Source organism: Candidatus Edwardsbacteria bacterium (genome assembly GCA_018821925.1).
Lineage (GTDB): Bacteria > Edwardsbacteria > AC1 > AC1 > EtOH8 > UBA2226.
On the sequence record JAHJLF010000043.1, the window covers coordinates 51,155 to 66,772 of the forward strand.

6 protein-coding genes are annotated in these 15,618 nt (G+C 56.8%); 4 read left to right on the forward strand and 2 right to left on the reverse strand.

The window, feature by feature from the left end:
• Positions 1-24: 24 nt before the first annotated feature.
• Together KJ869_04635 and KJ869_04640 are read right to left on the reverse strand one after the other, a co-directional pair.
• Entirely contained in the window at positions 25-1,677 is a 1,653-nt protein-coding gene (locus KJ869_04635; GenBank protein MBU1576477.1) for a sigma 54-interacting transcriptional regulator, read from the reverse strand.
• Positions 1,661-5,383, reverse strand: a complete 3,723-nt coding sequence (locus KJ869_04640) for a tetratricopeptide repeat protein (GenBank protein MBU1576478.1) — start codon at positions 5,381-5,383, stop codon at positions 1,661-1,663. Before KJ869_04640 ends, KJ869_04635 begins: the two co-directional genes overlap by 17 nt.
• Positions 5,384-5,833: 450 nt before the next feature.
• Here KJ869_04640 and KJ869_04645 point away from each other — a divergent pair, with 450 nt between their 5' ends.
• From KJ869_04645 to KJ869_04660, 4 genes are all read left to right on the forward strand, one after another.
• Positions 5,834-8,977 (forward strand): pre-peptidase C-terminal domain-containing protein, encoded by a 3,144-nt coding sequence (locus KJ869_04645; protein MBU1576479.1) that lies wholly within the window; start codon positions 5,834-5,836, stop codon positions 8,975-8,977.
• A gap of 140 nt (positions 8,978-9,117) precedes the next feature.
• A complete protein-coding gene (locus KJ869_04650; GenBank protein ID MBU1576480.1) occupies positions 9,118-12,387 on the forward strand; it encodes a hypothetical protein in 3,270 nt (1,089 codons plus the stop codon).
• Entirely contained in the window at positions 12,388-14,283 is a 1,896-nt protein-coding gene (locus KJ869_04655) for a T9SS type A sorting domain-containing protein (GenBank protein MBU1576481.1), read from the forward strand.
• A 138-nt stretch (positions 14,284-14,421) separates the two neighbouring features.
• Positions 14,422-15,600: a glycosyltransferase family 4 protein gene (locus tag KJ869_04660; protein ID MBU1576482.1), complete on the forward strand. Its 1,179-nt coding sequence runs from the start codon at positions 14,422-14,424 to the stop codon at positions 15,598-15,600.
• The last annotated feature ends 18 nt before the right edge of the window (positions 15,601-15,618 follow it).

The following is a 15,618-nucleotide window of genomic DNA, read 5'->3' on the forward strand; positions in this document are numbered from 1 at the left end:
GCCAAAAACTCGAGCCCCCGTTCTTCATTGTTCTTTGCCGCCCGGCTTATTTTCGCCGGGCGGTTTCATTTTATAGCGTCCTATCAGCCGATATACCTGCTGGCGGGTGATGCCCAACTGCCTGGCTGAAGCGGTAATATCCCACCGGTTGGCTGCCAGGGCCTGGGAAAGATGCTGTCTCTCCAGTTTCCTTTTAGCCTCCTTCAGATTGCCGGGCTCCGTATCTGCCTGGGGAGAGGCCAGCAATCCCAAATGGTCCGGCTCGATCAGCCGGTCGTCACACATGATCACCGCCCGCTCGATCTTGTGCTCCAGCTCCCGAATGTTGCCCGGCCACTGATATCCCATAAGAGAGAATTTGGATTCAGGGCTGAAGCGGGCTGCTTCTTTTTTATGTTTGAGGGAGAATTTTTTCAGAGAGGATTCGGCCAGCAGTAGAATATCGCTGCCCCGGTCCCTTAGGGGGGGGAGCTCCAGGGTGATGATGTTAAGCCGGTAGTAGAGATCCTTGCGGAATATTCCCTTGGCCACCTCCTGCTCCAGGTCGTGGTTGGTGGCGGCAATAATCCGGACATCCACCCGGATCTGCTCCCGGCCCCCCAGGTGCTCGATCACCCCCTCCTGGATGGCCCGCAGCAGCTTGATCTGCAGGGGCAGGGCCATCTCCCCAATCTCATCCAGAAAAACGGTTCCGCCGTTGGCCATCTCGAATTTTCCCATCTTGCGGGCAAAGGCTCCGGTGAAGGCCCCCTTCTCGTAGCCGAACAGCTCCGATTCCAAAAGGTTTTCCGGAATGGAGCCGCAGTCGATAACGGTGAAGGGTTTTTCCTTACGCTGGCTTAAGTCATGGATCTCCCGGGCCACCAGTGTCTTTCCGGTGCCCGACTCCCCCAGCAGCAGCAGATTGACCTCGGAGCCGGCCACCCGCCGGATGATGGAGAAGACCCCATCCATGGCCGGGCACTGCCCCAGCAGGTCGCTCCGGCCGTCCAACAGTTGCTGCAGGGACAGGTTCTCTCTCTCCAGCCGCAGCCGCTTCTCCTCCTCCAGGGTTTTGATGCCCTCCACCAGCCGGGCATTTTCTATTGATATGGCCGCCTGGGCCGCCAGGGCGGCCAGCAGATCCAGATCGTGATGGCTGAAGGTCTCCTGGATCCGCTGGCTGTCCACATAGATGACCCCGATAGCTTTGCGTTGTTGGGCCTGGCCGGCGAACAGGGGAACGCACATCGATGAACGGAGCTGAAGGTCGGCTATCGAGGCGGCCTGGTTGAACTCCGGATCCTGGCTGATGTCCTTAAGCCACAGGGGCTGTCCGGTGGTGATGACCTTTTCGGTTATGGTGCGGCTGAAGCGAATGTCGTCCTTGTCCCAGGCCTGGTTGGGACCGGCCCGGGTGACCGTAATGTTCAATTTCCCGCTCTGGTCATACAGCATTAAAAAGCCCCGCGAGGCTCCGGTCAGCTCCATCACCGAATCCATTATGGTATCCAGCAGCTGGTCCTGGTTCAACACCCGGCTGATCTTGCGGGAGACCTCCAACAACAGGCCCAGGGCCACGGCATCCTGTCCCAGACTGCCGGTCCGGCCCTGCAGCAGGGAATCAATCTCCGTCAGTTCCCTTTCGGCCCGGAAGAGAAGGTCCTCCGGGGAGGAAATTTTAACTGGCTGGGCCATGGCCGGCTACCTCCAGATATAATTGCTGTATCTCCCGGAATATCTGTTTTCGACGGGGTTCCTGCAGGAAGCTACTCTTTAGTTCCGGCTGGCTGATGTGCTGGCTGGTCTGTTTGAATGCCGCCACCGCCTTCTGGTAGTATTGGGCGGCCGCCGGATGATCCTTGCGGTGCAGATAGTGGCGGGCCATAGCCCCATAGATGAAACCCGAGGTCTCCTGTATCCGAACCCGGTCGGATATCTCCAAGGCCCACTCCATCTCTCGTATGCCCGACTGGCCCAGCTCCTCCCGCAGTTGTCCTTTCAGCAGCAGGATCTCGGAAACTAGGTGCTGTTCCTCCACCCGCTGGGCCAGCCGCAGGGCCTTGTCGGCCAGTTGCCCGGATTTCTCGATCTGGCCAGTCTCCAGATACAGGTCGGCCAGATTCTTCAGGATGAAGGCTTCACCGGCCTTGATATCCAGTTCGGTAAATATCTCCAGCGCCCGGCCCAAAGTTTCCCGGGCTTTATCCCACTGCCGTTTAACCTGATAAATCCGGCCATGGATGTTCAGTCCCCGTCCCGTCTCCAGTTTGCCACCCAAAATCTTCGATATCTCCAGGGCCTTTTGGCAGAAGAGGGAGGCGTCCTTAAGGCTTCCCAGGGACAGGTACAACTCGGACTTCTTGATGAAGGAGTCCAGCAGCAGTATTTTGGCGTCGATCTTGAGGGCCATCTGAATCCCCTGATTGTAGTTCCACAGGGCCTGGTCCATCTCTCCCCGGGCTTTGTGGATGAACCCCAGGTTAATGTGGGACACCGCCATCTCGTAACTGGATCCGATCCTCTCTAATATCTCCAGGCATTTGGCGTGGTAGACCATGGCCTCGTCCCAGTCGTACAGATGGCGGTAGATCAGGGCCAGATTATTGTAGGATTTGGCCAGGCCGCCCAGGTCCCCTATCTCCTGGCGCAGGAGAAAGCTTTTGCGGTGGCATTCGGCCGCCCGGTCCCATTCGTACATCCGGTAATACACCGCACCCAGGTTGTTGTAGGAAGCGGCGATCCCGAACTTGTCTCCGGCCTGCTCCTTGAGGCCCAGGCTTTTTTGATGGGCGGTAATGGCCTGAGCCCAGTCGGCCAGGTGCCAGTAGATCTGGCCCAGGCTGTTGTAAAGCTCGGCCTCGGCCAGCGGATCGCTCTCCGACGGCAGTTTTTTAAGCCCTTCCTGGCAGATCTTCTCCGCCCGGCCGAATTCCCCCAGGGCGGTATAGGCATCGGCCATCGAGGCCTTAATTCCGGCGGCCAGCCGGGGCAGTTCGTCCGACATTTTAAGGCCCAGTGAAAATTCAGCCAATGCCTCCTCGCAGTTGCCAAGGGCCTGGCAGCAACCGCCGCTCAGCCTTCGGATTTCCGGTCCGTCGCCATCCAGCCCGATGAGCTCCCGGCAGATATCCAGACAGCGTTGATAATGGCCGGATCGGTAGTAAAGCCTGGCAATCTCCGGCAGGAGGGTTTTTCGATCCTCCATCCGGGCAACCTGCAGGGCCGACAGGTAGTGGTCAATGGCCTGCTGAGAGGAATACGGTTGGAGGTGCCTGGCGGCCAGCAGATGGTATTGTCCGGATCGTTCGGGCTCCCCGGCTTTTTCCCAGTGCCAGGCAAGGGAGATATTGTCCTGGACCGACCGATCGTTCCGGTTTCCCAGCATTTGGGCAATTTTCCGGTGCAGGGCTTCTGTTTCCGGGGAATCTATAGACTGATAGATAAACTGCTCAAGCCTGGAGTGGTGAAATCCGAACAGGGTTTGATCGTCATCCCGCACCGGGGTGATAATGTCTCGCCCTTTGAGATGGATCAGATGCTGGCTGAGTTGTTCGGCCGAAAGATCAAGGACCAGGGCTACATCGTCATCGGAGGTTGGTCGGCCAAAAACCGACAGAGCTTGTAATATTCTGGTCTGAACCGCCGGCAGGGCGCCGATCTTTTGCTGCCAGATCTCCCGGATGTTTTTTGGCAACTCCATGGAGTCGCGGAAAAGCGGGTCTATATGCCAACGGCCCGACTCCCGGCGGATATGTCCGGAGGACATCAAATAATGAACAGTTTCCTCTATCAAAAATGGATTTCCCTCGGTGGCCTCAAATATTCTCTGGGCCATGGGTTCCAGATTTCTGGCTTGGGGAAAGAGGCTGCAGATCAGCCGGAATGTTTCATCCTGATTGAGTCTTTTGAGAAACATCTGTTCGGCCTTGTTTTCTGCGGACAGCAATTCGACGGCCCTGGCCAGGGGATGATTTTCGTCCGGGACATCGCTGCGGAAACTGCCGAGGACCAGTATGGGCTCTTTGGATATGTTGCGGCAGAGGTGGGTTATGGCATCGATGGTTTCGGGATCGGACCGGTGGATGCCCTCAAAGATAATCAGGCTGGCGCCGTGTGGCAGGGCGGAGATGGTTTCAATCGTCAGGCGGGCGATGGAGTCCAGTATCCGCAACTTTTGGCCCGGCTCGGGAAGCCCGCTGGGTCCGGGCTTTGACTGTCCCTCCAGGAATCCGTCCAGGGCTGGAGATACCTGGGAAATGGCCGGGCCGTAGTTTTCCAAAATTTCGGGGCAAAAGCTTTGGGCCAGGGGGGCCAGTTGGCACAATAACTGGTCGATGGGCTGGAAGGCCGTCTGGTTCTCCTGATAACAACGGGACCAAAAAACATTTGTTCCGGCCAGCTGCGCCTGGTTGGCAAACTCCGACAGCAGGCGGGATCGTCCTATTCCCGTCTCGCCGGATATGAATATGCAGTTTCCCTGGTTTCCTTCGGCAGATTTTAGGGCCTGGCGCAGTTCCTGCAATTCGCGATCCCGGCCTATCAGCCGGGGAAAGAACACGTGGTCCCGCTGTCCTGATTTGGCGGCCAGGGGGAGTTTCAATTTCAGCCCCTGGTTAAGTTCCTCAATGACCTCATTGGCCGAGGAGGGCCGATCGGCCGGAGATTTTGACAGTAGCTTCAGGATCAGGCTATCCAGGGTTTGGGGGATCTCTGGTTTTATCTGGCTGGGCGCCAGGGGCGGCCGGTGGAGGATCTTATCGGCCAGCTGTTCAAAAGATGGCGCCTCAAAGGGGAGTTGCCGGGCGGCCATCTGATACATTATCACCCCCAGGGAATACAGATCGGAACGGTTGTCCGGGGCCTGACCGGAAAGCACCTCCGGGGAGATATAGGCCGGGGTTCCCAACGATCTGACAAGGCTTTGGCCGGTGGTATAGCACTGGGCAAACCCGAAGTCAGCCAATTTTACATGGCCGTTGTCCGAGAGCAGGATATTGCCTGGTTTTAAGTCCATATGGATTATATCCTGCTGATGGATATGCTCAAGGGCCAGGCATAGCTGGGCGGTGATATCTATAATTTCGTTCCAGGCAAACTGCCGGGAGAGCAAACCGGGGCCCTCTATCAATTCCATGGTATAGAAATACCGCTGGCCTTCCTTTCCAAAATTATAGACCGGAACCAGATTGGGGTGATTAAGGGAGGAGAGAAACTTGAACTCGTGCTGGATAAAATTGATGCCGGGGCAGGAATTCAGGATAAGCTTTAAGGCCAGATCGGTTTTGGATGTCAGGTCGCGAACCCTGAAAACGCAACTTGACGCTCCCTGGCCAATCTGGGCAATAACTTCATAGCGGCCGGCTATCCGGCTGCCAATTTCTATTTGCTCATTTTGTATCATAATGTAACATAATGATATTAGCACTAAAAAACGTAAATTTCAACATAAATTTATTTTTTTATTTATACCTCTGTAATACTATGCCCGTAAGGCGTAGATGTAGTGAATCCAACGAAGCTGGGCAGGCGAAGTCTGAAACCGGAACAAAGAGGCTATGGCTACAAGGCCATAATGGTTCGTTGTAAAATAATGATACAAAATGTATATTTATACAGGTTGCATTTCAAGGGGTTACGGAAACATATCTCACAGAAGTTCATATTAATGAAAAATAATCGTTCGTTTTGTAACATAACGATACATTTTATTGATAGACATTGGAGCAATCAGCCAAGTCTGTTTATTATAAGATGTTGCAATAACGTGAGATATATGTTTGTTTTGTTGGTTTGGTATAAATTATGCATATCTAATATCTGAATATAGGTAATCATTTTGAAAGGAAGTCTCATGAAAAAGTTAGGTTTACTGGTATCCGCCCTCTTTATTTTAGCGGGGGTGGCATCAGCTCAGACCACCATTTTCTCGGACAATATGACCAACTTAACCGGCTGGACCCTGTCGCCTACCACCGGCGGCTGGACCACGACCTCCACCAAATATTATAGTTCCTCCTACAGCGCCAGGTGCGATGATGTCAGTCCATACGCCAACAGCCAGAACAATTACATGACCAAGTCCGTCAGCCTTTCGGGATACACTGATGTCGCTTTGAAATTCTACATCTGGCAGTATAGCGAGAGCGGATATGACTACCTCCGGGTCCAATACTTATCGGGCACTACCTGGACCACCGCCTGGCAGAGGGCCGGCAGCTATCAAAGCTGGGCCCAGCAGACAGTCAGCATCCCCAATACCGCCACCCAGATCAGGTTCTATTTCAACAGCGACGGCAGCGTTACCAATACCGGAGTATATATCGATGATGTGGCGTTAACCGGCACCGGCTCGGTGACCCAGAACGATGCGGGCTCCGGCGGGGATGCCGGGAACGACTTCTCCACCGCCCTGACCGTATCTCCGGGCTCCTGGACCGGTTGCTATCTTGACGGAACAGACCGCAACGACTATTACAAGTTTAACGTTACCTCGGGACAGGTGATCAAGGTAAAGATCACCCCGCCGTCCTCGGCCGACTTCGACCTCTATCTCTACAATCCCTCCCAATCCCAAAAAGCCTCCAGCACGGCCGGTTCCGGGATAGTCGATTCCTGCGTTTTCACCGCCGACGCGTCCGGATATTGGTACGCCCGGGCCTACCAGTACTCGGGATCCGGCTACTACAGCCTGCAGATCTCGGTGTCCGGGGGGACGGCTCCGAACCTGGCGGTGAGCGCCACCTCGTGGTCTCCTGCCGCCTCGGGCGGGACCTCCAGCGCGGTCAACGTTACAAACTCCACCACCAGCGATGTCATCTCCTATACCGTCTCCTCCGATCAGAGCTGGCTGACGGTGTCCTCCTCCAGCGGCAACACCCCGGGCTCCTTCACCATGACCGCTGCCAACAACACCGGCGGAGCCAGGTCGGCCACGGTAACTGTCACCGCTACCGCGCCATCGGGCACCACCGGCTCGCCCAAGACCATCAGCGTCAGCCAGGCGGCGGCCTCCACCATGGAGTGGACCATCATGGTCTACCTGAACGCCGACAACGATCTGGAGCAATATGGCCTGGACGATTTCATCGAGATGTCCAACGCCTCCTACAGCTCGGGCAAGGTGAACCTGATCGTCCAGATGGATCGGGCCTCGGGCTACGCCACCGGCTATGACAACTGGACCAGCTGCAAACGGTTCAAAATAGCCAACGGCATGACTCCGACCGCGGCCTACCAGATCTCGGACATCGGCGAGGTGGACATGGGCAACCCCCAGACCCTGGCCGACTTCGCCAAATGGGCCATCCAGAACTATCCGGCCAACAAGTATTCTCTGGTGATGTGGGACCACGGCGACGGCTGGTATAAAAGCGATGACGGCTCCCCGATATTCAAGGGCTTCTCCAACGACAACTCGCACGGCTCGGTGATCGATATAAGCAACGGCGAGATAGCCAACGCCCTGAGCCAGATCAAGACCTACCTGGGCCGCAATCTGGATCATGTGGGCTGGGACGCCTGCCTGATGGGCATGTGGGAGGTGCTGGACATCGCCAAGGGCTATGCCAACGTGGCCAACGTCTCCGAGGAGGTGGAAGGCGCCGCCGGCTGGTACTATACCAACTTCCTCAACAACCTGAACACCACGCCCACCATGTCGGCCATTGACATGGGCAAGGCCATCATCAACGGGACCTCGGGCCAGCAAACCCTGTCGGTGGTGGATCTCGCCCAGATACCCAACCTCACCGCCAAGGTCAACGCTTTCGCCGATTCCCTGATGAAGGCCCGGGGGGCCGGTTATTCCTCGGCCATCGGCTCGGCCATGACCAACACCCTGAAGTTCTCCTCCAGCTACTTCCAGTACCACATAGACCTGGTTGACTTCTGCCGCAAGATTTGCGCCCAGACGGTGCCGGCCGGACTGAAAAACGCTGCCGCCAATTGTACCACGGCGGTGCAGAACGCGGTCAAGCTCTACAAGAACAACTCTACCTATGCCAACGCCCGGGGCATCGCCATCTATCATTGCAAGATTGACGGCTCCAACTACGACTCCAAATATAACAACCTGCCCATCGCCTCCAGCACTGTGTGGGATGAGTATATCAAGGGCGGCTCCAGCGGCGGAGCCACCGCAAATTATACCAAGAGCACCGCCACCTATAGCTGGGATGCTTCGGCCACCACGGCCACTGGCCTGACCGGGGACGACCAGAGCGTGAACAAATCCATCGGCTTTACTTTCAACTACTACGGCACTAACTATACCACCGTCAACATCTGCTCCAACGGGTTCCTGAACTTTGGCACCACCTCAACCGCCTACAGCCCAGCCGCCATTCCCAACACTGCGGCCCCCAATGCCCTGATAGCCGGATTGTGGAGGGACCTTAACGTATCGGGCGGAGGCACCATCACCTACTACTCCTCGGCCACCAAGTTCGTGGTGTCTTTCAATGCCGTCAAGAACTATTCCAATACCAGCACTCAGACTTTCCAGATGATCCTGACCCCCGACGGCAAGATCAAGATCCAGTGGGGCGGCATCACCACCGAGACCTATGCCTCGGGAGTGGAGAACCAGGCCGGCACGCTGGGCGTGGCGGCCACCGCCGCGACCAATTCGGCGGCGCTGTTCACCCCGCCGGCAGCCTGGAGCAGCCCGATCAATGATAACGAATTGGAGACCAGGCTCAATTCGCAGGGGATGCCGCTATCCAACCTGCTGTTCCAGAACGCCCCCAATCCGGTCAGATATAAAACCCTGATCGCTTTCCAATTGGAGAAGCCGGGCGAAGTTTCCCTGAAGATCTACAATCTCAACGGACAGTTAGTCAGAACCCTGGCCTCGGGACAGCATAATTCCGGCTACCACCAGGTCATGTGGGATGCCAAGGACGATGCCGGAAGGAAGGTGGCCCACGGAGTGTATATCTACAAGCTGGCCTCCGGCGAATTCAACAGCGCCAGGAAGATGGTGCTGGTCAAATAGGCTGGCAAACCACAATTCCGAAAACCGGGTATTCTAACAATAACGCCCGTAAATAGGGCACTATATGGAAGGGCGATTCCCGTCTGCCGGGTATTGCCCTTCCACACTAACTGCCGCCAGTACATTATGGAAGGATTGCCATGCGAAAGATATCAATAGCCTTGGCCGGATTGTTGGCCGTTCTGTCCATATGTGCAAATCCGTCGGCCGGGCAAAATGTCATTTATGACAAGGAACCGGGCATAGCCGGGGAAGGCCCCGAATCGAGCGGGCGGCTGGTATTGGACAAAGCCGGGCAGCATCTGGCCGCCCCCCAAGACCCATCTGCCATCAAACCGGATGGGGCAGCCCGCGGAATTTCACCAGCATCGCGGAAGGCATTAAGAAGAGCTTCCGTCAAAAATATCCGGAAAGCCACGGACAACTCCAAAGCGTCAAAAATATTCGGCTATGAGCAAGGCAATGAAATGTCGGCCAAGGTTTCCGGGTTGATGGAATTGTCAGCCAGGGACGAAACGGTTTTCCCGGCGACTGCCAAACAGGATAAACCGGACAAGGTCCAGGGCTGGGGCCGCAACCATGCGGTCTCAAACTATACCGACAACCAGCAACGGCCTTCGATGGCCAAGGACAGCCAGGGCCGTTTGTATATCGCTTATGACTGGCTGTACTCGGGAAACGGAAAATACGAGGTTTGGCTGGCCCGATCCACCGACGGGGGCAACGATTGGGAAGACCTCTTCTACTTGGGCGACAACAACTACAATTACCACCGGCCGAGCCTGGCCATTACCTCCAATGACCAGTGCTTCCTCTTCTACCAGACCGACGATACCCTTGGCATGCAGTACCTGCAATCCAACAATGGCGATAAATGGAATTTCTATTACCTTCCTTCATGGAAGGCCAACTATCCCAAATGCCACTGGCCCAAGGTGGCGGCGGGCAGAAAGAGCGACTCAACCAGGGTGGCGGTGGCCTGGCAGTACGACTACAACGGCAACGGCAGCGATTACGATATCGGTTATGCCTATTCCCGCAACGGCGGCGGCAGCTGGCTGGCAGGATGGTCCCGTATCGCCGGCAGCGGCAGCCAGGAGAGATACCCTTCAATTTGCATCAGCGACAGCCTGATAGCGGTCGCCTACGAACTTTACGGCAACTGGGCGACGAACGACTCGGTTGACATCATGTACTCACGAACCGTCGGCCTGAGCGCCCCGCAAGACACCGCCTGGAGCGCCGGCGTCTCCGGCATCGCCACCACCCGCCATGACCGGAGCCCGGACCTGGCGGCCTCGGGACGATACCTTTATCTGGCCGGCCAGCGGGCCTACAACGACCAGAACGATTACGATATAGTAGCTAGAAGTTCTAAGGACGGCGGAAAGACGTTCGCCGCAGGCTGGGTCTATGCCTCGGCCACCGGCGCCGAGGAGAAATATCCCGCGATCTGGGCCCAGGACACTATTTGTTATCTGGCCTATACGCACGACAGCGCCTGGGCATATTTCCGATGGTCGGCCGACACCGGTAAAACGTTCTTCTCCGCCGAGATCGCCAGCGACAGCAGCTACGCGGTTGAGGGCATATCCGGCATCGACCTCTGCCTGCTGGGCGAAAACCCAAGAGTAGCCTGGACAGACAACCGCAACACGGGCTGGGGCCTGGGATTTGACATCTATTTCAACACCAATCTCAAAAACTTCCCCCGGGCCTGCGATCTGGCGCCGTATAAGCCGGAGAGCTGGGAGTTTCCGCTGGTTCCGTCCAAACTTACGGGCACATACACTGTCAGCGATACCCTGCGCGGCTTTGGGACAACGGCCCGGGACACAACTTTTATAGATCTCTGCGTCATCGATTCGTCGTCAGTGGACGTGGCCGATATCTTCCGCGCCGGGATCTTCGTGGACGAATGGCTGTACGCATACCTCGAGGATTACCGCCTGCCGGCCTGGTGGACCGAGACGGTAGCCGACTATCCGATGCGGATTTTCGGAGGCCGGCACACCCTGCGGCTCTATGCGGACTACGAGGAGCGAATCCTCTACGAAAGGACCAGGGACAACAATGTCTTCTCTCGTCAATGGGTATGGACGCCCTACCGGATGCCGGACGACACCACCCTGCAGGTGCCGACGCCGCCGGTCAACGTGATCGATCAGTCCGTCCCGGACTACAACTGCGACGGCTACTGGCAGGCCGCCACCAATTACTGGAGCGCGGTGGCCCTCAAACCGGCGGCGGGGACCGACTACGACCTGCGCGTTTACAACGACGCCTACGGCAAGGCGAATGCCGGGTTCTCGGTGGTGGCCGCCCAGTCAGCGCTGGGCCCGGACACGGTCGAAATAATCGCCGTCAACGGCAACAAGCTGACCGCCGGCACCCGCTATTACCCCGGCATCTACCGCGGCCCAAAAACCGGCGACGGCGATTACTTCGCCCAGTTCTGCCTCCAGGACGGCACCATCCCCAACAACGGCTGGAGCACGGAGAAGAGGATGGGCGACTACCAGATAGTGCATACCTATGATGTTGATCTCACTGCCGGCCTAAAATATTACGCGGCCTGTAGCTTAAAGGCAGGGCCGGCCAGCCTGGGCTTCGCCGTATTCAGCCCCACGGGAGCGATCTACAAATCCAGATCCCAAGCCGTAGGCTCTTTTAATGAGATCGCCCCGCCCGGCAAACAATTCCAGTTTACCGCCGATACCTCGGGCTGGCATTCATTCGTCGTGTGGCACAATACTCCGGCCAAAGGCGATACCTCCAGATATTTTGTGGGACTGAATACCTCCAACTTCGGGCTGCCGCAGGCGGTGGAGCTTTCCTATTTTACCGCCCAGGCCTACCCCGACTCCATCGTCCTTAAATGGAGGACCGAAACCGAGAAGAACACCGACCGCTGGCTGATAGAAAGATCGACGGCTCCGGAAGACGGATACCTGCCGGCCGGAGCGACAGCCGCCCAGGCACACTCAAACATGCCCTGCGAATACAGCTGGACCGACGGGAACGTATCCGGGGGGCAGCTGTATTATTACCGGCTGGGCGAGCAGGAGACTGACGGGAAGGTCAACTATTTCGGACCGATTTCGGTAACCGCCATTGGTTCTCTGCAAATTCGCAACCCGCTGTTGACGGTCTCCCCAAATCCTTTCAAACAGAGCGCTTCCATTATATACCAGGTTGCGGAGCAAAACGCCAATGTATCTGTAAATATTTATAACCTTGCCGGACAACGGGTTCGCTCGCTTATTAGCGGAGTGCAGGCGCCGGGCCGATACCGTGCCAACTGGGACGGCGCTGACGATGGGGGAATGAAAGTGTCAGCCGGCTGCTATTTTCTCGCTTGGAGCATTGGAAAAGATGACGGAGTGAAAAAAATCGCCAAAATTCAGTAAATGAAGAATATTATTCTCCTCCTGTTTGTTCTGGCCGCGTCCCGTCCCATCGGAGCGGCCACTGGCGGACCGGATGCTTTTGGCTACCGCTGGATCGATTCTGACGAGACGGCCGGACCGGTTTACTCCTGGACCGAGATCAGGGGTCTGGGCGCCAGTCCGGGCGCCGCCGATGACAAGAGCTGGCTGGCGGCGCTTCCGCAGAGTTTCCGTTTCTACGGGCAGGTCTACGACTCGGTATACATTTGCAGCAACGGGTTTCTTTCGTTTGCCTCACGAGACTCGAACCCATACCCCTCATCGATTCCGAACAGCACGCTGCCCAATGCCATGGCCGCGCCGCTGTGGAACGACCTCGACCCGGCCGATCCCCAAAGCGGCGGAATATACTGCTACCATGACAGCGCAGCCGGCAGGTTCATGGTGGAATGGGATTCGGTGGTCCATTTCGGCACTCAGCATTATTATTCCATTCAGGCGATATTAGATTTGGCCGATTCGAGCATCACCTTTCTTTACTGCTCGGCTCAGCCCGGCTGGCAGGCGGATTTTGCCAGCATCGGGATAGAGAATTCCGCCGGCACGGTGGGTTTGAGCCTCGCCCAGAGCTTTCTGAAAGACCAGTATGCGGTCCGTTTTTACAATCAGCAGGACTCCCACGACCTGCAGGCGGCCGCGATTGTCTCCCCGGGATGGTATCTTGACCCCGAGGACTTGGCGGTGCCGGAACTGCTGGCGCAAAATACCGGCTTGGTAAGCCAGACCTTTCCGGTTGTTTGCCATATTCTATGCAACGACACTCTGATCCGGGTTGACACCGCGTATGTGACCGAACTGCCGGCGGGCGATTCCCTCGCGGTCGGATTCGCCCCGTGGCAGGCGGGCCCGGCAGGAGAGCGTTACGTCTTTCGGATGTTCTGCGACCTGGACGGCGATCAGAACCGGGCTAACGATACCCTGCAATCCGAAGCGATCTCGTTTCCCTACCGCAACAAGATCAACGCCTCCTGGCGTAGCGCGGCGATCTCTGTCGACGGCGTGCTTTCCAACGGCGAATGGCCGGATGCGGCCAAGATCGACATCACCGACATTCTGAGCCGTAACGGCCAGGCAGTTCCGGCCGGAAGCGCGTTCCTGTACGCGGTCAACGATTCGTCGGCGCTATATCTTGCCGTGGACGTGCCGTGGGATGCGAGCCTGGAAAGCGGCGACGCTCTCTATCTTTTTGTCGACGACGACGGCGATGGCGCCTGGGCCGGCGATAACAGCGAGGGCCGCTATATCCTGCAGCAGTCGGGCGCTGCCGACAGCCTGACATTCACGGCGCTGCCGGCCGTTATCAATTCGGGCGCCGGCGGTATCGCAAAAGCCATCGGCATTGCGTCCGGGCATGCGCAATACGAGATGTCCATCCCTTTGGGCGGCGGGACAGGCAGCTATATCCGCAACGGGCCGGGCGGGATCGCAAAGCTTCACCTGAGCTGGCAGGACGGCGCCGATAAAAACATCTATGCCTGGTGGCCGCAGGACATGGAATTACCGCAGGACGAGAATCCGGCGCATTACGGCCGGCTGGCGCTGGCCGATGCCAGCGGCGTGGCCGAACAGCCCCAGGAGACAGCGCTGTCCCCTGGCATATTCCGGCTTTGGAATTCGCCGAATCCGTTCGCAGCTCAAACCCGGATCAGCTACCAGCTGCCGGCGGCGGGGCCTGTCGAAATCGTCGTCTATAATATTATGGGCCAGCGGGTGGCAGGATTGGTCGATGGCGTCCGATCGGCCGGCCCGCATTCCGTCACCTGGACCACTGCCACGAGTTGCGCAACCGGAGTCTACCTCTGTCGGCTGTCATTCGCCGGCCGGCACCGAGTCGTGAGAATGCAACTCATCAAATGAGCGGGACGGGCGGTTAAGGGCGGGAATAAATTCCCGCCCTTTTTATTTTCCCATTGAACCGGGGGCTGAACTCATTCCCCTTTTAGGAAATTTTAACTTTCGCTTTATTATAATTAATTTATGTGCTATAATTTCCTTATGAAAATACTTCACATAGTCACCGCCTTTCCCAGGGACGAAAAGGACATCATCACCCCCTGGCTGATCGAGATGCTGCGGCATTACCCGGCGCACGGCCTGGAGGCCGAGATATTCACCTCGTCCTACCAGGGGCTGGGCGACCAGGCGGTTCACGGCCTGCCGGTGCACCGCTTCCGCTATTTCTTCAAACGCTGGGAGAATCTGACCCACGAGGAGACCACTCCGGACCGCATGAAAAGATCCCTGCTGTACAAGATCATGCCGGCTTTCTACATCGTTGGCGGAATGATCGGGATCATAAAATTGTTAAGAAAAAACAAATACGATGCGGTTCATGTTCACTGGCCGCTGCCGCATGCCCTGTTCGGCTGGATAGCCAAGGCCTTTTTCGGCCTGCCGTTGGTCACCACTTTTTACGGGGTGGAACTGCGCTGGGTGAAACGCTCCCTGCCTTTCCTGAAGGGCTTTTTAAGCTGGTCGGCCCGGATGTCCAATCGGGTGGTGGCTATCTCCAATTATACTGCCAATGAAATAAAGGAGCTGGCCGATGTGCCGGTGGAGGTGATTCCCTATACCATCAGCCTGCCGGAGAATAAAGAATTCTCACAGCCGCAAGCCAATCCCAGCATCATCCTATCGGTCAGCCGGCTAGTGGAACGCAAGGGCATCATCTATCTGATAGACGCCCTCAAATACCTGCCCCAGGAACAGGATGTCCACCTGGCCATCATCGGCGACGGCCCGGAACGGGAACGTCTAAAAGAGAGAGCCATCTCCCAAGGTTTGGGGCGAAAGATAAGCCTGCCTGGCTGGGTCAGCGAGGCCGAGCTGGAGAGCGCCTACCGCAATGCCTCGGTGTTTGTCCTGCCTGCCATCATAGACTCCAAGGGCGATACTGAGGGGCTGGGGGTGGTCATTCTGGAGGCCATGAATTACAAGGTGCCGGTCATAGGCAGTGATCTGGGCGGGATCACCGACATTATAATAGATGAAGAGACCGGTCTTCTGGTGCCGGAGAAGGATTCCGTGGCTTTGGCCAAGGCCATTCAAAGAATGCTGACAGACGAGGAACTAAGAACTAAAGTAACCGAGGGAGCCTATCAGCATTTAAAGCGTAACTTTAGCTGGGACAATATATTAGAGAAATGGGTGGGGATCTATAAAAGTCTTGAATAGGTGTTTGTTAAAAACATG